The organism is Thioclava sp. F36-7, from assembly GCF_002020075.1.
In the GTDB taxonomy this organism is placed as follows: domain Bacteria; phylum Pseudomonadota; class Alphaproteobacteria; order Rhodobacterales; family Rhodobacteraceae; genus Thioclava; species Thioclava sediminum.
Map to the genome: position 1 here is coordinate 274,221 of NZ_MPZR01000003.1, position 17,330 is coordinate 291,550.

General features: G+C 68.0%; 14 protein-coding genes. 4 read left to right on the forward strand and 10 right to left on the reverse strand.

The features are described 5' to 3' along the window. Window positions 1–558 precede the first annotated feature (558 nt). A complete protein-coding gene (locus BMI89_RS07115; protein WP_078570507.1) occupies window positions 559–2,142 on the forward strand; it encodes a helicase HerA-like domain-containing protein in 1,584 nt (527 codons plus the stop codon). On the opposite strand, the gene BMI89_RS07120 is transcribed toward BMI89_RS07115, so the two are convergent. Then, window positions 2,129–2,545: a DUF6477 family protein gene (locus BMI89_RS07120; RefSeq protein WP_348638852.1), complete on the reverse strand. Its 417-nt coding sequence runs from the start codon at window positions 2,543–2,545 to the stop codon at window positions 2,129–2,131. The genes BMI89_RS07115 and BMI89_RS07120 overlap by 14 nt on opposite strands. 215 nt (window positions 2,546–2,760) lie before the next feature. Here BMI89_RS07120 and BMI89_RS07125 point away from each other — a divergent pair, with 215 nt between their 5' ends. Together BMI89_RS07125 and BMI89_RS07130 are read left to right on the forward strand one after the other, a co-directional pair. Beyond that, a complete protein-coding gene (locus BMI89_RS07125; RefSeq protein ID WP_078570363.1) occupies window positions 2,761–3,885 on the forward strand; it encodes a DUF6456 domain-containing protein in 1,125 nt (374 codons plus the stop codon). Between the two features lie 270 nt (window positions 3,886–4,155). Continuing rightward, entirely contained in the window at window positions 4,156–5,049 is an 894-nt protein-coding gene (locus BMI89_RS07130; RefSeq protein WP_078570364.1) for a hydrogen peroxide-inducible genes activator, read from the forward strand. A 54-nt stretch (window positions 5,050–5,103) separates the two neighbouring features. On the opposite strand, the gene BMI89_RS07135 is transcribed toward BMI89_RS07130, so the two are convergent. After that, on the reverse strand, window positions 5,104–5,652 hold the full coding sequence (locus BMI89_RS07135; RefSeq protein WP_078570365.1) for a peroxiredoxin: 549 nt from the start codon (window positions 5,650–5,652) through the stop codon (window positions 5,104–5,106). A 296-nt stretch (window positions 5,653–5,948) separates the two neighbouring features. Here BMI89_RS07135 and lipA point away from each other — a divergent pair, with 296 nt between their 5' ends. Beyond that, window positions 5,949–6,899, forward strand: coding sequence for a lipoyl synthase (gene lipA, locus BMI89_RS07140; protein WP_078519270.1), 951 nt, complete (start codon window positions 5,949–5,951; stop codon window positions 6,897–6,899). Window positions 6,900–6,948: 49 nt separating this feature from the next. On the opposite strand, the gene BMI89_RS07145 is transcribed toward lipA, so the two are convergent. Genes BMI89_RS07145 through BMI89_RS07180 form a run of 8 tightly spaced genes read right to left on the reverse strand, consistent with a single transcriptional unit; the run spans window position 6,949 to window position 17,329 of the window. Further along, on the reverse strand, window positions 6,949–8,922 hold the full coding sequence (locus BMI89_RS07145; protein ID WP_078570366.1) for an acyltransferase family protein: 1,974 nt from the start codon (window positions 8,920–8,922) through the stop codon (window positions 6,949–6,951). Further along, the gene (locus tag BMI89_RS07150; protein ID WP_078570367.1) at window positions 8,919–10,928 is read right to left on the reverse strand and encodes an HAD-IIIC family phosphatase; all 2,010 of its coding nucleotides are present in this window, start codon (window positions 10,926–10,928) and stop codon (window positions 8,919–8,921) included. Before BMI89_RS07150 ends, BMI89_RS07145 begins: the two co-directional genes overlap by 4 nt. Beyond that, window positions 10,925–11,932, reverse strand: coding sequence for a glycosyltransferase family 2 protein (locus tag BMI89_RS07155; RefSeq protein WP_078570368.1), 1,008 nt, complete (start codon window positions 11,930–11,932; stop codon window positions 10,925–10,927). The genes BMI89_RS07150 and BMI89_RS07155 overlap by 4 nt, the downstream gene beginning before the upstream one ends. Continuing rightward, window positions 11,929–12,819: a polysaccharide pyruvyl transferase family protein gene (locus BMI89_RS07160; protein WP_078570369.1), complete on the reverse strand. Its 891-nt coding sequence runs from the start codon at window positions 12,817–12,819 to the stop codon at window positions 11,929–11,931. Before BMI89_RS07160 ends, BMI89_RS07155 begins: the two co-directional genes overlap by 4 nt. Then, window positions 12,816–14,033 (reverse strand): glycosyltransferase, encoded by a 1,218-nt coding sequence (locus BMI89_RS07165; RefSeq protein WP_078570370.1) that lies wholly within the window; start codon window positions 14,031–14,033, stop codon window positions 12,816–12,818. Before BMI89_RS07165 ends, BMI89_RS07160 begins: the two co-directional genes overlap by 4 nt. Continuing rightward, window positions 14,014–15,165: a glycosyltransferase family 4 protein gene (locus BMI89_RS07170; protein WP_078570371.1), complete on the reverse strand. Its 1,152-nt coding sequence runs from the start codon at window positions 15,163–15,165 to the stop codon at window positions 14,014–14,016. The genes BMI89_RS07165 and BMI89_RS07170 overlap by 20 nt, the downstream gene beginning before the upstream one ends. After that, window positions 15,162–16,727: a hypothetical protein gene (locus BMI89_RS07175; protein WP_143593844.1), complete on the reverse strand. Its 1,566-nt coding sequence runs from the start codon at window positions 16,725–16,727 to the stop codon at window positions 15,162–15,164. The genes BMI89_RS07170 and BMI89_RS07175 overlap by 4 nt, the downstream gene beginning before the upstream one ends. Further along, window positions 16,724–17,329, reverse strand: a complete 606-nt coding sequence (locus BMI89_RS07180) for a colanic acid biosynthesis acetyltransferase WcaF (RefSeq protein WP_143593845.1) — start codon at window positions 17,327–17,329, stop codon at window positions 16,724–16,726. Before BMI89_RS07180 ends, BMI89_RS07175 begins: the two co-directional genes overlap by 4 nt. Between the last annotated feature and the right edge of the window lies 1 nt (window position 17,330).

Sequence of the window (17,330 nt, forward strand, 5' to 3'; positions counted from 1 at the left end):
ACTCTTCTCCTGAAACGTATTGGGCGAAGGCTTAACACGGGGCTGCGCCCCTGTCAGTCGCGAATTCCGCAGCGGCGCTCACGGATCGGCGGCAAACTGCCACAGTTTCGTGAGCGGCTCGACGGCCTGCATCGGCGCTGGCGCAGGCGAGGGATTTCGCCGAAAGAGCGGGGGAGATTCAGCCGCGTCTCGCGCGGGCTGTATCGGCTATTCCGGGGGGAGTGAAAGCTGGGCTTTCCAAGCGAAAGGGGCCCATTCGGACCCCTTCCTTTTCCCCCTGTCGGACTGGCCGACTTCGTCATTGCCGACACGCTAGGCCGTAATTTTTCACAGGTCAACAGGCAAAGTTGAGGAAATGTGACGCTCGGTGAAGCGATGAACTCCGGGACGCAATCCCTTGGCACAGAAGAAAAAGACCGCGCCAAGCGTGGCGCGGCCAGTTCAACAGGGAGGAAGCGCCCCCATCCGCGCAAAAGCGCACTCCGGGGGCAGGATCACACTGGCGCAAAAGGGTTAAGGTAGTATTGTCGGAGCCGAAATTTGTTTGGCGAGGGCAAGATGACCGGTGTTCTGACCGAAGAGGGTGTGTTCGTTGGGGGCGGTGGTGAAGGCTACGCAAGCCCGCAGGAATTGAAGCTCCAATACGGCAACCGTCACGGGCTGGTTGCGGGCGCGACCGGCACCGGCAAGACGGTGACACTGCAGATCCTCGCGGAAGGCTTCTCGCAGGCGGGCGTGCCGGTCTTCATGGCCGATGTGAAGGGCGATCTGTCGGGCATCGCGGCGACTGGCTCGGCCGAGGCCAAGCTGCACAACGCCTTCATGGAACGCTCGCAGACCATCGGTTTCGATCTGCAATACCGGGCCTATCCGACGGTCTTCTGGGACATGTTCGGCGAGAAGGGACATCCGGTGCGCACGACCGTCTCCGAGATGGGGCCTCTGCTGCTGAGCCGTCTTCTGGGGCTGACCGAGGCGCAGGAAGGCGCGCTCAACATCGCCTTCCACATCGCCGACAGGGAGGGGCTGGCGCTGCTCGACCTCGACGACCTGCGCGCGATGCTGCGCCATATCGGCGAGCGCGCGGACGAGATCGCGCTCGAATACGGCAATGTCGGCACCTCGACGATCGGCGCGATCCAGCGCGACCTGCTGGTGCTGGAAAATCAGGGCGGGGCGCAATTCTTCGGTGAACCCGCGCTGGACCTCGCCGACCTGATCCAGATCGACGAAAACGGCATGGGCCAGATCAACATCCTCGCCGCCGACAAGCTGATGGGCAGCCCGCAGCTCTACGCGACCTTCCTGCTGTGGCTGCTCTCGGAACTGTTCGAGGAACTGCCCGAGGTCGGTAACCCGGACAAGCCCAAGTTGGTCTTCTTCTTCGACGAGGCGCATCTGCTGTTCGACGACGCGCCCAAGGCGCTGGTCGACAAGGTGGAGCAGGTGGCGCGGCTGATCCGCTCGAAAGGGGTGGGGGTGTTCTTCATCACGCAGAACCCGGGCGACGTGCCCGACGGCATTCTCAGCCAGCTTGGCAACCGCGTCCAACATGCGCTGCGCGCCTTCACCGCAAAAGATCAGCGGGACCTGCACCGCGCCGCCGAGAACTACCGCGCCAATCCGAGCTTCGACACCGAGATCGCGATCAAGGAAGTCGGCACCGGCGAGGCGGTGACCTCCTTCCTCGAGAAGAAGGGCGTGCCGGGCATGGTCGAGCGCACCCTGATCCGCCCGCCGCAGTCGCGCCTCGGCCCGCTTAGCGATACCGAGCGTGCCGCCGTGATCGCGGGAAGCGGTTTGGGCGACAAATACGACACGCCGGTGGATCGCGAGTCGGCGCAGGAAATCCTCGCCAAGCGTGCCGAACTGGCCGCGCGCGAGGCCGCGGAGGCCGAGGCGCGCGAGAAGGCGGCCAAGACCGCCGCGGGCCGCTCCGAGCTCGATGAGGGCTTCGACAATTTCAACAATGCGCGGCGCTACGATCCGACGGCGAAGTCGAAGCCGACGCGCAAAACGTCCGCCCGCCGGTCCGATACGATCCTCGAGACCTTCGGCAAGAGCCTTGCGCGTCAGTTGGGCACCAAGACGGGCCAGACGATCGTGCGCGGGGTTCTCGGCTCGCTCTTCAAGTCGCGCTGAGAGACGGATCTGCCGCACAGTTATCGGTGGGCCGCCGCGCCAGCCGCGCCTCCGCCAGAAGCGCGATCAGCAGCTCGATATGGCGGGCGACCGAATAGGTCGCCTCGCCCGCGCGCCGCGCCTGATCGAGCGCCGCTTCCTCGGCCATCAGCGCACGCAGGGCCGCGCCCGGACGTGGTAGTTCGCTCATCCGCATCACCCGCTTGAGGTCGCGCTTGCGGCTGTAATCGCTCAGCCCGTGCCGGGCCGCGCGGATCAACAGGCGCGGGCGGCGCAGTTTCGCCACGGCGGTGACAGGATCGGGATCAGGGGCGACGCTGTCGGCTTCGGCCGGTTCGACGAGGCGCAAGGGCGACGGGGCGTGGACGGCGGGCGTGGATTTCTGGCGAAATGCGAAGGTCATCGGAAACTCCCTTGAGGTGAGATCCCGAGCGTTACCCAGCCTCAGGCGGTGTTGCGCAATTTCGCCCTCAAGCGCGCGCCCCGCAAAGCTTTGTTTAGGAAGTTTAAGGAATTCTTGCTGGCGTCCCGTTTATTAACGAACGGGTAACCAAAGCAACTCACGGTTGTTACCGGACGGACTCGTCGCGCATTTCGCGGCGCAATCTGGGGGACAATATGACTTCGATCGCACCGGCCCCGGCGGCACTGCCCGCCTGGCTGCCCGAACATGCCCGACTCTATCTGCGCCATGTCGAAGAAGGCGTTCCGATACGGGCCTTGGCACGGGCGGAAGGGTGCGCGGCCTCGACGATCCTGCGCCGTGTGCGCCGGATCGAGGCGCGGCGGGACGATCCGCTGGTCGATGAGGCGCTCGAACGTCTTGGCCGCGCGGCCGGGCCGGGCGCTGCCAATTATCCCGAGGCTCCGATGACGACCGTGCTCCAAAAGGACACGCCCATGACCGCTGCTTTCCGCCCCTCCGAGACGCCCGCCGATGAAGACCAGCTGCGCCGCGAGACGCGCCGCATCCTGCGCCGTCTGGCCGAGCCGGGCGCGCTCCTGATCGTGGGGCGCGAGATGGACAAGGCCGTGGTGCTGCGCGGCACGGTGCGCACGGCGGTGCTGGAGCGCGCGGTGGCGCAGGCTTTCGCGCTCAAGGACTGGATCGAGGTCGCCCATGCTGGGCGCGTCACCAGCTACGAGATCACACAGGCGGGGCGCGCGGCGCTGAAACGCGTGCTGGAGGAAGAGGCCGCGGCACGCGGTGAGACAGCCGCCAATCCCTTCGCCGCCCAGCATGGCGAGTTCGCCCACGAGACGCGCGCCGACGCGGACGGGCATCAGCGCCGGGTGCGCGCCAATCTGGCAGAAAGCCCGCTCGCGGTGCTGGCGCGGCGGCGTGACAAGCAGGGGCGGCCGTTCCTGAGTGCTGATCTGGTCGCGGCGGGCGAGCGCCTGCGCGAGGATTTTGAGCTGGCGCAGATGGGCCCGCGCGTGGGTCAGAACTGGGAACGGTTTCTGACCGGTGGTGGCGGGCGCGGGCAGTATCGCCCCGAGCTGGCGATGGGTGGTGGCTCCGACACCGCGCGCGAGCGGGTGGCGCTCGCGCTGCGCGATCTGGGGCCGGGACTGGGCGACATGGCGCTGCGCTGCTGCTGCTTTCTCGAAGGTCTGGAGACGGCGGAGAAGCGGCTTGGCTGGTCGGCACGCTCGGGCAAGATCGTCCTCCGCATCGCTCTGCAACGCCTCAAGCGGCATTACGACGACACCTATGGCGGTGCCAGTCCGATGATTGGGTGAGTGGCGGTCCGGGCGTTCTCACTCAGCCGAACCCTCAATGCCTAACAGTCCGCTTAAGTTAAGGGGTTACCTTAGCTTTTCTTTGCAAGACTCTGATAAAGCGAAAGAAAGGGCGTGATATTTTCTCGCGCCCTTTCTTTTTGTCGCTGGTCCGCGTCCTGCCGGGCATGGCGCGCACCCTCACGAGTTCTCTTCGTGGCATGAGCCATCCATGTGGAAATGGTATAATGTGAAGTTGTAAAGTTTTTCGCATGTCGATAATCGAAGATTATGAATATCACGCTTCGCCAACTCACCTATCTGCGGGCGCTCGGTCAGGCGCGCTCTTTCTCGCGCGCCGCTGAGATCGTCCATGTCAGCCAGCCCGCGCTCTCGGTGCAAATCCGTGAGCTCGAGGAGCAGGTTGGTCAGCCGCTGGTCGAGCGCCGCCCGCGCGATGTGCGGCTGACGCGGGCCGGGCGGCGCGTGCTGGAGACCGCCGAGCGGGTCGCGGGCGAGTTGCGCGATCTGCAGTCCGAGGCGCGGCGCGGGCTGGGGCAGGTCAATCTCGGTGTGATCCCGACCATCGCGCCCTATCTGCTGCCTGCGTCTCTGGCGGGGCTGCGCGCGCAAGGGGGGCTTCGGCTGCGCGAAGCGACGACCGAGTCGCTGCTGGCCGAGATCGCCGAGGGGCGCCTTGATGCGGCGATCATCGCGACGCCCGCGCCCGAACTGTTCGAGACGCCGCTGTTCGAGGACCGTTTCCTGCTGGCCGGGACGCCGGATCAGTTGACCATGGTGCGCGGCCTCAGCCCGCAGGCGATCGACCCGGATCAGCTCTTGCTGCTCGATGAGGGGCATTGCCTTGCCGATCAGGCGCTGGCGCTGTGCGGGCTGACGCGGGCGGCGCAGCGCATCGATCTGGGGGCGTCCTCGCTGACCACGCTTTGCGCGCTGGCCGGGCAGGCGATGGGGCTGACGCTGGTGCCCGAGATCGCGAGCTTGCAGGAAACCCGCGCCTTCCCGACTCTCGCGCTCAGCCGGTTCGACGAGGAGCCGGCACGGACCGTAAGGCTGGTCCGTGCCCGCGAAGTGTCCGATGCCGAGGCGTGGTTCGACCCGCTCGCGCAGGTCTTGCAAAAAGCCGGCGAGGGGATGGTGGCGCAGGCGCGCAGACGCTTCTGATCGCCGCGCGGCCCGGTCCCTCGTAAGCCGGCCCGATTACGGGCCGGCATAGGGTCACGCCGCCGCTTCGGCCTTGGCGTCGACCAGCCAGTTCATGACGGTCTCGGGCGAGGACACGCCGTAGGGGTCTTCGCCGTGGTTGTCTTCAAGGCCCGGCTCTTCGAACCAAGCTTCGACCACGCCGTCATTGACGACGGCCGCATAGCGCCACGAGCGCAGACCGAAGCCCAGATTGTCCTTGCGCACCAGCATGCCGACGCGGCGGGTGAACTCGCCCGAACCATCGGGGATCACCTTGACGTTCTCGAGGCCCTGCGCCTTGGCCCACTGGTTCATCACGAAGGCGTCGTTGACCGACAGGCAGTAGATCTCGTCGATGCCCTGCTCGGCGAAATCGTTGAAGCCCTTCTCGAAGCCGGGCAGCTGGTAGGTCGAGCAGGTGGGGGTGAAGGCGCCGGGCAGTGCAAACAGCACCACGCGCTTGCCCGCGAAGTAATCCGAGGTGGTCTTGTCCTCCCAGCGGAAGGGGTTCGGCCCCTCGATGCTGTCGTCGCGCACGCGGGTGTGGAAGGTCACTTCGGGCAGTTTCGAACCGGGAAGCATGGGAGGTCTCCTTTATCGGTTGGGGAGGTTGCGTTTTGGAGAGTGTCCTGACTAGCGGATGTCCCTTTCGGTCACAATCGCTGACTTTGCAGTTGCGGCATTCGCTGCGCGAGACCCTTTCGGATGCGCGGAGATGTTCGGCGTCTTTGAATTCGTTTTCCTTGTGGTGATCCTGACCGCCGCTTCCGCGCAGGTCAGCCGCGCGCGATGTGCAAGGCTGCCTTCGGGCCTGCGCATTTGCATCCGACACGCAATCGGCTTATGTGACGATCAACCGCACTCCGAAAGGATGGATCATGCGCGATCTCAAGATGCCCGGTGAACGCCACCCCGAAAAGGCGCATCGCGCCGACAATGCTCAGCCCAAGAAACCCGATTGGATCCGCGTGAAAGCGCCGGTCTCGGAAGGTTACAAGAAGACGCGCGACATTCTGAAGACCAACAAGCTGGTCACCGTCTGCGAAGAGGCAGGCTGCCCGAATGTCGGCGAATGCTGGAGCCAGGGTCACGCCACCATGATGATCATGGGCGAGATCTGTACCCGTGGCTGTTCCTTCTGCAACGTGGCCACCGGTCGCCCCGATGCGCTCGACGTGTTCGAACCGGGCCGCGTCGCCCATGCGGTCGAGACGCTGGGTCTGAACCACGTGGTGATCACCTCGGTCGACCGCGACGATCTGGACGATGGCGGGGCGGAGCATTTCGCCCAGACGATCCGCGCGATCCGCCACCGCTCGCCCGACACCACGATCGAGATCCTGACGCCGGACTTTCTCAAATGCGAGCCCGCCGCGCTGGAGAAGGTCGTCGAGGCGCGCCCCGACGTCTTCAACCACAACCTCGAAACCGTGCCGGGCCTTTATCCCGGCGTGCGCCCCGGTGCACGTTACTTCCACTCGCTGCGTCTGCTGCAGCGCGTGAAAGAGCTGGACCCGTCGATGTTCACCAAATCCGGCATCATGGTCGGTCTGGGCGAGGACGCGCCGCAGGTCCGTCAGGTGATGGATGACATGCGCTCGGCCGATGTCGATTTCCTGACCATCGGGCAATATCTGCAGCCGACGCCGAAGCACCACGCGGTGATGCGTTTCATCACCCCGGACGAGTTCCGCGACTACGAGAAAGCGGCTTACGGCAAGGGCTTCCTGATGGTCTCTGCCACGCCGCTGACCCGCTCGAGCTATCACGCGGGCGACGATTTCGCGCGGCTCCGCGAGAACCGGCTGAAGAAACTCGGTCTCAGCTGAGCGCGTCCCAAGCGATTTGAACGAACCCGGCCCCACATGGCCGGGTTTTTCATTTCTCCAGCCGCGTGAGTTTTTCGTCCAGACCGAACAGCGCGCGAAACCCCAACGCGTCGCGCGCGCCCAAGGCCTGCGCGCCTTGGATGCTCAGGTGACCCGCATCGCGGTAAAGCGGCGTGCCAGCCTCCTCCAGCGGGCAGGTCTCATCCGGACAAAGGACGCGGATCAGATCCAATACGCGCACGCCCTCGATCTTTTCTAGCCCGTCGAGCGCGGCGAAGGCCTGCGCGCGATAAGCCCGCGCCTCCGTCTGCCGCATCTCGCAACGCGCGCGGGGGCCGAAGCTGAAAAGCCCGCTTTCGGCCCGTTCGCGACAGGCGAAGAAATTCGTGCCAACAGAGGGCGGCGGGCTTACCACGACGATCCGACGGTCGGGGCGCGCGATGGCCTGCACAGCCGCGTGCAAGGCGGCGCGGCCTCGGGCGAAGGTCATTGCGAAGGGGACGATCCGGCCGCGTTCCATCGCCATGCCTCGCGGTTTGGAACCTAGGATCTGTGCGACGGGGCTGGAAATGACGACGCGGGTGATCTCGGGATGGGCTTGCAGATAGGCTATGATTGCGGCGTTCGAGCGGATGCAGCCTTCGCCCCAGATGGCATCCTGACCGACCTCAGGCTGTATCTGGGACAGGCCGAGCGCCGGCGCGCAGGCGGATTTCGTGGCCTGCGCGATGGGGCCGATCTCGGGCGGTAGGGTCGCGGCCAGATGCATCGCGTAGCTGTCGCCCCAGAGGAACGTGGTCGGGTGCGGGCCTGTCGTGCACAGGGCCTCCGGGTCGAACGCCCCGGTGAAGTCGCATCCCGGCGCGATCCCGGTATTGGCGGACCCGAGCGCGAGGTAGTCGCGCGGAGGCGTGCGCAGGCCGGGCAGGGCGAGGGCTATCAGCCATAGCGCCACCGTCCCGCCAAGCGCCAGCCCCGCTGCGCGCGGCCATGAGGGCAGCGGCGCGCGGTGCAGCGGGCGCTCGATCCCGATATACAGCAGATGAGCGAGCCCCAGCGAAACAGCGATCAGGCTCAGCCGCAGCCAGAGCGGCAAAGGCGCATCCAACCACGCGTTGCGCGTCAGCGCGAAAAGCGGCCAGTGCACGAGATAGAGAGCATAGGAAATCCCGCCGAGCCAGAGGAGCGGTCGCATCATCCGATGATCCCCATTCATCCAGACGGGCCGCGCCGCGATCACAAGCGCCGTGGCCCCGACCACGATCACCGCATCCAGCCCCGGATGGACCGAGCCCCAGCCCGCACCCGGCGCGACAGTGCAGACCGCCAGAAAAACGACAAGCGCCAAGGGGCTGAGCAGGCCCAGCCAGCGCCCGGCACGCCTTGCGATCCGCGGCTCGAACAGCATTACCACCGCCCCGGCCATCAGTTCCCACGCCCGCGTCGGCAGCAGGAAAAAGCTCGCAACCGGGCTGCGCGGGGCCAAAACGAGGCAGGCGACGAGGCTGACCGTCAGCGCGCCGATCAGTAGCTTCGGCCAATGCCTGCGCGGCGTAATCAGCATGGCGAGGGGCGTGACGAGGTAGAACTGCTCCTCCAGCGACAGCGACCAGCTATGCAGAAGCGGGTTCAACTGCGCGCCTGCGGTGAAGTAATTCACGCTTTGCCATAGCGCGATATTCGAGGTGAAGCTCAACGCCGCCCCGAGCGTGTCGAGAAACCGCGCCATCTCGGCTTGCGACAGCAGCCAGAGCGCGGCCACGGCGGTCGCGAGATAGACGGCAAAGGCCGCAGGCAGCAGCCGCTTGGCGCGCGACAGGTAGAACGCGCGCAAAGAGAACCGCCCCTCGGCCATTGCACGCGCGATCATCCCGGTGATCAGGTAGCCCGAAATCACGAAGAAGATGTCGACCCCGAGATAGCCGCCCGCGAGCGAAAGATCCGCGTGATAGAGCACCACCATCGCCACGGCGAGCGCGCGCAGCACCTGAATGTCGCGGCGATGGGGCAGACCCGCGCTCATGCAGTCACCTTTGCGCCGAACACGCGCAGGTCAGGCGCGATGTCGAGGCTCAGCCAATCGGGGATCAGATCGGGCCGTGGCTCCTGTGCCGTCCAGATCCCGTCCCGCAGCGTGAAGCCGTTCGCGGCATAGACGTCGCGGCACGGCGCGTTGAGGGGGCTCTCGTTGATCCGTCCACGCAAGGGACGGCCCGACTGTGCCGCCAGCGCAGTTTGCAACAGCGCCGTCTCGATCCCGTAGCCGAAAGCCCGGCAACTGAGAACGAATTGGGTAATTTCACCCGCCTCGGCCCCATCCGCGATCACGAGCGCGCTCACGATCCCCATCGACCCGAACCTGTCACGCGCTTCGGCGATCAGAACATGGCGGGAAGGATCGCAGAGCGCTTCAGTCGAGATCGGAACCTGCGTCGTATTGAACTGATTGGTGCGCGCGATCAACTCGCCCACTCGGGGCAGATCGCGCCGCTTGGCGGTGCGGATCGTGACCCGCAGTCCAAGCTGGCGATAGGCGGCACCGGGGGCTTCCGACGGGGTGGCGACATAGGCCTGCCGCGCCGCCCGCGCTTGATAGAGCGTGGTCCGGTCGGAACCCGCAAACGAGGCACGTTGATCGGCCCAGTCGTCCAGCAACTGCCACGTCTCCGGCGCGTTCGGGTCAAGCGCCAGCAGCCCCGGACACCCCGCTTCGGCCAGCGCGCGCTCATCCGCGCGATCGTCGAGAAAGACGAAGCTCTCGGGCGCGAGGTTCAGCTGCGCCGCAATTTTGGCGATATTGCCCGTCTTCGGCGCCCAGTCGATCTCGCACGCGACGAAATCGGACGCCCGCAGCGCAGCACCCCGCCAACTGATATTCGCCGGATCGTTCTTCGAGGCTACCGCAAGCAACACCCCGCGCGCCTTCAGTCGCAGCAGCAGGGCCTGACGGTCGTGGTGATGCGCAATCGGACCCTCGCCGATTTCACCCGCCCAGAGCGTGTTATCGAGATCGCTCACCACCAGCTTGCGCCGCGAGAGCAGATGCGCCGCACGGCAGGCGCGCAGATAGGGGCCGGATGCAATAGAGGTCGCAAGCGCCGTGGGGTGCAGATCGCCCGCCTCGAAGAGAACGCGCCCCGCCGCCGGACCCAGTCGATGCGCCTCTGCGGCCTCCGGGATACGCAGAACCGGGCGCGCCGCCCGCTGCGCCAGCGCATCGAGCCGCGCGTTCAGCCACGCCGCCACGCGGGCTCGCCTCCGCGCGCCGATGCGATCCGTCACCGCACCGCGCCAGCCCGAAGCCTGCCGCGCGCCCGAGATGTCATGCAGATAAACCGGGGCGTCGGTCCGCGCGAGGAGGTGGGACAGCGTCACCTCCACCTCATCCAGCGTGGCGCGTAAACCGGGCAGGTCGCGCGCCATCGGGCGCAGGAGGGCACTGGGCGCAAGGGCGCGCGTATAGCTTTGCGCGAAGCCGAAACCGAAGGGTGCGTAGAAGACCAGATCGACCGGGCCAGCCCGCTCCAGCGCGCGGCGCAACTCCGCCCCGTCGCGCTGGGCGCAGAGATGCGGCGTGATCACGATGCCCTCCGCCGCCGCCGCGATCTTGAGCTGCGTCGCGATATCCCAGATCAGGCAATCCCCGATGAACAAAACCCGCAGCGCACGACCGGGCGGTCGGGCCAGCGTCTCGGTCAGCCGCGTCAAGCCTTCCATGAGCGTGGTGCGGGCAGCCTCCGACAGCTCCGGGCTGAGCCTGTCGTGCCAGAGAGCGGCGAGCGTAGTCCCGTCGTCCCCGGTTTCGGACAGCCGCGCGGCACCATATGTCAGCTTCAGCCATCCCGCCAAAGCCGTGAAGCCCTGCGCGGCCTCTCCCTGCGCGAGGTGATGCGCGAGCAAGGCACAGCCCGTGCGCGCCTGCTGCAGTGCCGCAGGGCTCGGCGCCTCTGCCAGCCTTTGCAATTCTTCGGCAAGGGCGTCGACTTGCGCACGGATCGCGCGGGACAGCTCCAGCTCCCCCCCGTTCATCGCGCGGCCTTCCGGGGTTTCAGTCGCAGCCACGCTCTCAGCAGCGAGGGCGCAAGCGCGATCACCAGCGCCTTCGCCCAAAGCGCTTTCGGCGCGACCTGCCAATCCACCTGCGCCAGCCGCGCCAGCGCCACATCCCTCTGGCCCGCATTTGCATGCCAGATCACTGCATGCAGGCAGGAATAGGCGTGAAACCGCGCCGCGCTCCGCCGTCGCGGCAAAGCGATACGTCCGCGCGCGATCCAGTCCGCGAAGGTCTGATGCCAATGCGGCACCTCGCCTTGATGCGCGCGCCAGCCGCTCGCGCCGTCTTCGATGTGGTAGCGGGCGACGGGGGCGGGGAGATAGGCAAACCGCGCCTCGCAGCCCAGCCGAAACCACGTGTCGCTGTCCTCGCCGACCGTGACGCCTTCGGGAAATCCGCCCGCGCGGATAAGCGCGCCACGGCGGATCATCACCGCGGAGGCGGTGATTTCCGGCCCGCCCCGAACCAGATGCGCGAAGTAATCGCTCAGGAAAAGCACAGGGGCCTCGGTAAGCTCGGGCGCGGGCGATGTGTCCCGCCCCGCGTGGCACACCTCGCCGAAGATCACCTCCGCCCCCGGGACCGTCCGCCTTGCGCGCTCGAACGCGGCCAGCGCGCCCGGCAGATAGGCGTCATCGGCGTCGAGAAAGGCGATCCAGTCGCGCCGCGCGGCCCGCATCCCGGCATTGCGCGCGGCACTCACACCGCGATTGTCCTGCCGGATCAGACGGATGGTAAGCGGCGAGCGCGCGGCAATCCGCTCCACGAGCGCGGCGCCCTCGTCGCTGGAGCCGTCGTCGATCACTACCACTTCGGCGGGCGCAGGCCTTTGCGCCTCGATCGAGGCGAGCGTGCGCGCGATGAAAGGCGCCTTGTCATGGAGCGGGATCACCACGCTCAGATCGGCGCAGCGGTCGGGCCCGGCGCTGGGCGTGCAGAGACGGGGAAGGTGGTCCATCCTTGGCGAAAGCGCGGTCATGCGAAGGCGACCTCCTCGGCGAATTGGGTGAAGGCGCGGGCCAGCCCGGCGATCGCGCCGTCGATAGCGTTTTGCGGGGCGCAGCTCGCGAGGGCGCGAAGATCGGCAAGGCTTTCCAAGCCCGTGAGCGCCACGGGCTCCCAGCCGCGCCGGGCCACCGCGCTGGCGTAATCGTCGAACTTGAACCGGCCGCCGATTAGCCCCGGCGCGGCCAGCCAGATCGCGGGCAGGCCAAGCGCATCCGCCGCGATCAGCCCGTGCAGCGAGGCCGAGGCGATGCGTTCGCAAGAGGCGATCTGCGCGATCACTCGCGCGGGCGGAGCGGCGGGCGAGATCACCCGGATCGCCGCCCCGTGCCGCGCTTTCAACGCTGCAAATTCCGGCGCGTCGAGATGGGCGTGATGGGCCACCAGTCCGAAGGCATGGGTCGGCGCGGGCAGGGAGGGCCGTTTCTCGGCCCCTCCAACGAGAAGACGTGTTGCGTAAAGCCCGGGATCGCCGAGGAGCACGCTATGGCCCACGCCCTCGATCCGGTCCCGGCTCAGCGCGCCGCGCAGCCCCACGATCCGCGCCCCGGTGAAGCGCCGTGTGCTGCGCGCATCGATGAACCCGGAGCCGAGGATCGTGCTGCGATATTGCTCGGTCAGGTGTTCTAGCACCGATCCAGTCGCGGTCAGCTGCGCGCGGTCGGGATAGGCATGGACCGGGGTGAAACCGTGATGGCGCAGGATCGCGGGCGTCAGCAGATCGCCGAAATTCAGCGTCTCGCGAAACCAATAGGCGCTGAGCCCGTTGCCCCGCGCCAGCGCAAGACCCTGTTGGGGCAGCCGCTCGGCGAGGTGATAGCTCATAAGCCGGTCGATCCGGTGGCGCAGCATGAGGCTCATTCGCCCGCCCTCCCGATGAGGCTGGCGAGACGCTCAGGGTTTTGTGCCGCAGCACCTTGGCCGCTCCGTGCAGCCTCCGCACGCAGGGCCGCGGCCTGCCGATAAAGTGCCGCCATCTGCGCCCCGACCTGCGGCCAGAGATAGGCCCGGGCCACAAGCGCCCGCCCGCGCGCGCCCATCGCCGCGCGCTCGGGCGCGGTGGTCGCACCAAGCGCCGCAATCGCGCCGCCCAAGCCCGCCAGATCGGGCGCGACCCACCAGCCGCAGCCCGCCTTGGCCAGTTCCGCCCAAGGGCTGCCGGTCGTGGTAATCACGGGGCGGGCGGCGGCCAGCGCTTCGGCAACCACAGTGCCGAAATTCTCGGTATGGCTCGGCAGGATCAGCGCATCGGCCGCCACGATTTCCGCCTGTTTCGCAGCACCCCAGACCGGTCCTGCGAGGGTGATGCGTTCTGCCGCGTCCCGCTCGACCGCGCGGGCGCGCAGCGCCGAGGTCAGGCCGTCCTCGTCGGGGCCTACGATACGCAGTTCCCAATCGCGCGGCGCGCAGGCGGCGAAGGCGCGGATCAGCGTGTCGAGGTTCTTGACCCGGTGCAGCCGCCCGAGAAACAGGAGCCGTTTGCGCCCATTCGGGCTGCGCGTCCGGGTTGGCGCACTCTCCGGCGGCAAGGCGATCCCCAGCGGAACCTGCGCGATCCGCGCGACCGGGCAATGGTGCGCGACCGCCTCCGCCTCGGCCTGCGAGGTGACGTGCAAAAGCTCCGCCCGTGCCAGATCGCGACGCTGATACAGGTGCCATGCGAGGTCTTTCTTGCGTCGCTTGTGCGCCCGCGCCCATGGCAGCAGCATCCCGTGCGGGCTGACGATCCGGCTCAGCCCCAGATCGGCGGCAAGGCGCAGCCCCGCATGGTTCAGCGGGTCCCACAGCCCGTGGCTATGCACCACGATCCGCGCGCCGGCCTTCACTTGCGCGCGCATCCCGGCCATCGCCCGCGCGAGCTGCGCGACGTTCGGACCTTGCGTGGGCGCGACGCGCAGGCAGCGCGCGGCGATCTCCGCGTCCGGGTCGAAGGCGCGGGTCAGAAAGCGGCTCGCGATGCCCTGCGCCGCAAGCGCCTCCGCCAGAGCGGGCGCATTGGCTGCGATCCCTCCGGCGCAACGGCGCAGGTCCGGCACGATATGCAGAACGGTGATTTCAGGCGGGGGAGAGATCATGGGAGAACTCCGGTTGAGGCGTCGGGTCGGTAGAGAGATGGTCCATAGCCGCGGTCGCGAGGGCGGCGGTGAACCGGGCAGGGGCGAAGCGCGTGACGTCGGCCTGCAGGGCGGCGCTGAGCCGGGATTGCAGGTCCGCGTCGCGCGACAGGGCCAGCAGGCAGCGCGCGGCCTCTGCCTCGCCCGAGAAGCGGCAGTCCGGGGCGGAGACGATCTCGTCCTGCCCGGTCCCGCGCGGCACCAGAGGGATCATCCCGCTGGCGGCCATCTCGGCGGTGGCGATGCCGAAGGCCTCCACCTCGCAGCAATTGAGCCCGTAGCGCAGCGATCCCAGAAGCGCGGCTTTCGCGGCACCGCTCTGAGGGGGCAGCCGTTCGATCCAATTTTGCCCAGCGATCAGCGCGCGGATACGGGCCATGTAATCGGGCGGCCCGTCGGGCCCGGCGATCACGAGCCTGCAGTGAAACCCTTGGGCACGAGCGCGCGCGACGATGGCGATGGCCCGCTCGATCCGTTTTTCCGGCGCGATCCGGCCGAAAATCAGCACATCCTCGCGCCGCGCCGACCAGTCGGGGGGCGAGCCGGAGGCGGCCAGCGCCACCGGCGGGGGGATCACGCGGACCCGGCCGGGGCAAAGCGGGGCACTCGCCGCCGCGAGCCAATGCGAATTGGCGATTACCATGTCATCGGGGCGCGGGCGCAGGGCGGGACCGTCGATCACGCGGCGCAGGATCTTGGCGCGCGGGCCCGTTTGCCCTGCGAGCGCGGGATGCCAGTCGCGGGCAGAGAGCAGATGCAGCGCGGGCGCGTTCCAGCGGCGGACGCCTGACAGCGAGACCCGCAGATCGTAGTCCCGCCCGAGCGCCGCCAGCGCCCGGTTGAACCGCGCTGCCTCGAAGGTGCCGATGCGGCTTCGCGCGGGAAGGGTGAGCACCCGCAGATCGCCGGGAGAGAGGTCGGTGCCCGCCAGCGCGTTGAGCGCGTCGCAGTCGAAGCCGCCACGCGTGACGAGGGTCAGATCGAACCGCTCGCGCAGCGCCACAAGCGTCCAGGCGGCCACCGCCTCGGCCCCGCCGCGCCCCCAGATCCCATGGGCGAGCACGGCGCGCGGTTTTTTGGGTGGCACGCTCATGCCGGGCCCTCCGCCGGGCGGCGTCGCAGGAGTGCGGTCAGTCGCGCACGTTCCGGCGCGCTCAGCCCCAGCCGCCAGCTTGCCCCGAGCCAGAGTGCCGCGCAGAGCCCGAGGCTCAGCGCCAGCCGCGCCGCGCCCTCGGGCAGCAGTCCCTGCACCAGCGCCGCGCCAAGCGCCACGGGCAGCGCGCTCGCCAGCACAGGGATCAGGGTCTCGTGCGCCCAGCGTGTGGCGGTGCCGGGGGAGAGGCGCGTCAGAAGCATAATCCGTAGCGCGGCGATCGCGGTGGTGGCGGCAAGCGCCACCCAAAGCGCCGCGCCGATCTCGCCACTGGCCCGACCGACGAGAAAGGCGGCGGGCAGGCTCATCACCGCAAGTGCGGCGCCCCAGCCTTGCATCCACGCGATGCGACCGCGCGCGAGAAAGGCCAGCCCCAAGCCCGCGCTCAGCTGATCGAGCGCGAGTGCCGCCAGCATCAGCCGCACCACCATCACCATCTCGGGGCTGCTGCGCCCCAGCCAGAGCGACAGCAGCGCCGGGGCGTTCACCGCCATCGGGATCGCCGCCCCGAACGCGATCAGCGCAGCGATCCGGCTGGCGACCAGCGCGCCGGTGACGCTGCCGTCAGAGCCTCTTGCGGCATGATCGGCATAGAGGCGCGGGGCCAGAACCTGACGTGTAGCCTCGGCGAATTGGCGCAAAGCGGTGGGGAGTTGGTTGCCCAGCCCATAGGCCGCACTCGCGACCGGACCGCCCAGCGCGGCCATCAGAAGAACCATGCCCTGCGCCCGCGCACTCGCCGCCAGCCCGCCGAGGATCGACCACGACAGGAGCGCGGTCTGTCCGCGGGCGGGGCGGATGTTCAGGATCCAGCGCAGATGCAGCCGCGTCTCCGGCAGAGATTGGCGCGCCCGCCACGCTCCCGCAAGGGTTACGCTCAGGCTCAGCCCGGCGGAGAGCGCGGCGAAGGCGGCAAGCGGCGGCGTGGGGTGCCCGATCAGAAGATAGGACACCGGGATCAGCGCGACAGCCCGCGCCAGATCGAGTGCGGCGAACAGCCCGAACCTTTCGCGCGCCTGCAGGGCGATCTCGTACGGGGCGAGCACGATCGCGACGACGCTCGCCGCTAGAACGCAGAAGAAGGCGACCCGGGCCTGATCCGCCAGCGCGGGGGGCAGCTCGAACAGCCCCGCCAGCGCGGGTGGGCCGAGAACTACGCCAATTCCCGCCACGCCGAGCGCCACCCGCAGATGCAGCCCGATCAGCGCATTGAAGAGGCGCGGTCTCTCTGCCAACGGCGCAAGGGAGAGCGCCCGCAGCGTCGTGCTTTGCAGCGCGCCGGTCACAATGCTCGCGATCAGCGCGAGCGCGAGGGCTGCGAGATAGGCACCCATCGCCTCGATCCCCAAAGCGGCGAGCGCAAAGCGGGTGCTCAGTAACCGCGCAACCAGCCCGCCTGCGATCTGGCCCCATGTAATCGCCCCATTGCGCAGCGCACGCGACGGAGGTGATTGTGGTGAGGAGGAAGGCAAAGGCCCGGGGGACGATACGGAGACGCTCATCGGACACCGCCCTCCGAGGATACGCCATCCGATGCCGCGCACGGGCCTCGCCCGTCTCCGGCGCTGACATCGTCCAGCACGACGACACGCGGCGGCACGACCGCGCCCGGGCGCAAGACGCGATGCGCCGTGACCCATGCGCTGTCGCCGATCTCGATGGGTCGTGCGAAGAAGCGGAAATCGCCACGCGCCCAGTCATGGCTGCCGGTGACGATGCGCACCCCTTGGCTGATGCAGACATGAGCGCCGATCCGCACCGGGCCGGGATTGTCGATCCAGACGCGCTCGCCCAGCCAGACATGCGCGCCGATCTCCAGAAGCCACGGGTATTTGATGGTGACGCGCGGTTTGCAGACGAGGCCGGGGCCGACTTTCGCCCCGAACCCGCGCAGGATCGCGGCTTTCGCCCGCGAGGGGATCAGGGCGAGAAGCGCCGATTGGAAGAAGAGCGCATTGACCAGATACCACGCCACGCGCCAGCCAAAGCCGCGATTGCCCGCGATCACGGGGCGGGGGAAGCGGGACAGGTCCTGCGCCGCGATCGGCCGGAAGGGACCTTGCTGGGAGGAGGGGCCCGGTTGCGGCGGGACAGGGAGGGGCATG

Coding starts and splice junctions, on each gene's coding strand:
- lipA (WP_078519270.1), top strand. CDS start 5,949: ATGCGCGATCTCAAGATGCCCGGTGAACGCCACCCCGAAAAGGCGCAT.
- BMI89_RS07180 (WP_143593845.1), bottom strand. CDS start 17,329: ATGCCCCTCCCTGTCCCGCCGCAACCGGGCCCCTCCTCCCAGCAAGGT.
- BMI89_RS07130 (WP_078570364.1), top strand. CDS start 4,156: ATGAATATCACGCTTCGCCAACTCACCTATCTGCGGGCGCTCGGTCAG.
- BMI89_RS07120 (WP_348638852.1), bottom strand. CDS start 2,545: ATGACCTTCGCATTTCGCCAGAAATCCACGCCCGCCGTCCACGCCCCG.
- BMI89_RS07115 (WP_078570507.1), top strand. CDS start 559: ATGACCGGTGTTCTGACCGAAGAGGGTGTGTTCGTTGGGGGCGGTGGT.
- BMI89_RS07125 (WP_078570363.1), top strand. CDS start 2,761: ATGACTTCGATCGCACCGGCCCCGGCGGCACTGCCCGCCTGGCTGCCC.
- BMI89_RS07160 (WP_078570369.1), bottom strand. CDS start 12,819: ATGAGCCTCATGCTGCGCCACCGGATCGACCGGCTTATGAGCTATCAC.
- BMI89_RS07165 (WP_078570370.1), bottom strand. CDS start 14,033: ATGATCTCTCCCCCGCCTGAAATCACCGTTCTGCATATCGTGCCGGAC.
- BMI89_RS07145 (WP_078570366.1), bottom strand. CDS start 8,922: ATGAGCGCGGGTCTGCCCCATCGCCGCGACATTCAGGTGCTGCGCGCG.
- BMI89_RS07155 (WP_078570368.1), bottom strand. CDS start 11,932: ATGACCGCGCTTTCGCCAAGGATGGACCACCTTCCCCGTCTCTGCACG.
- BMI89_RS07175 (WP_143593844.1), bottom strand. CDS start 16,727: ATGAGCGTCTCCGTATCGTCCCCCGGGCCTTTGCCTTCCTCCTCACCA.
- BMI89_RS07135 (WP_078570365.1), bottom strand. CDS start 5,652: ATGCTTCCCGGTTCGAAACTGCCCGAAGTGACCTTCCACACCCGCGTG.
- BMI89_RS07170 (WP_078570371.1), bottom strand. CDS start 15,165: ATGAGCGTGCCACCCAAAAAACCGCGCGCCGTGCTCGCCCATGGGATC.
- BMI89_RS07150 (WP_078570367.1), bottom strand. CDS start 10,928: ATGAACGGGGGGGAGCTGGAGCTGTCCCGCGCGATCCGTGCGCAAGTC.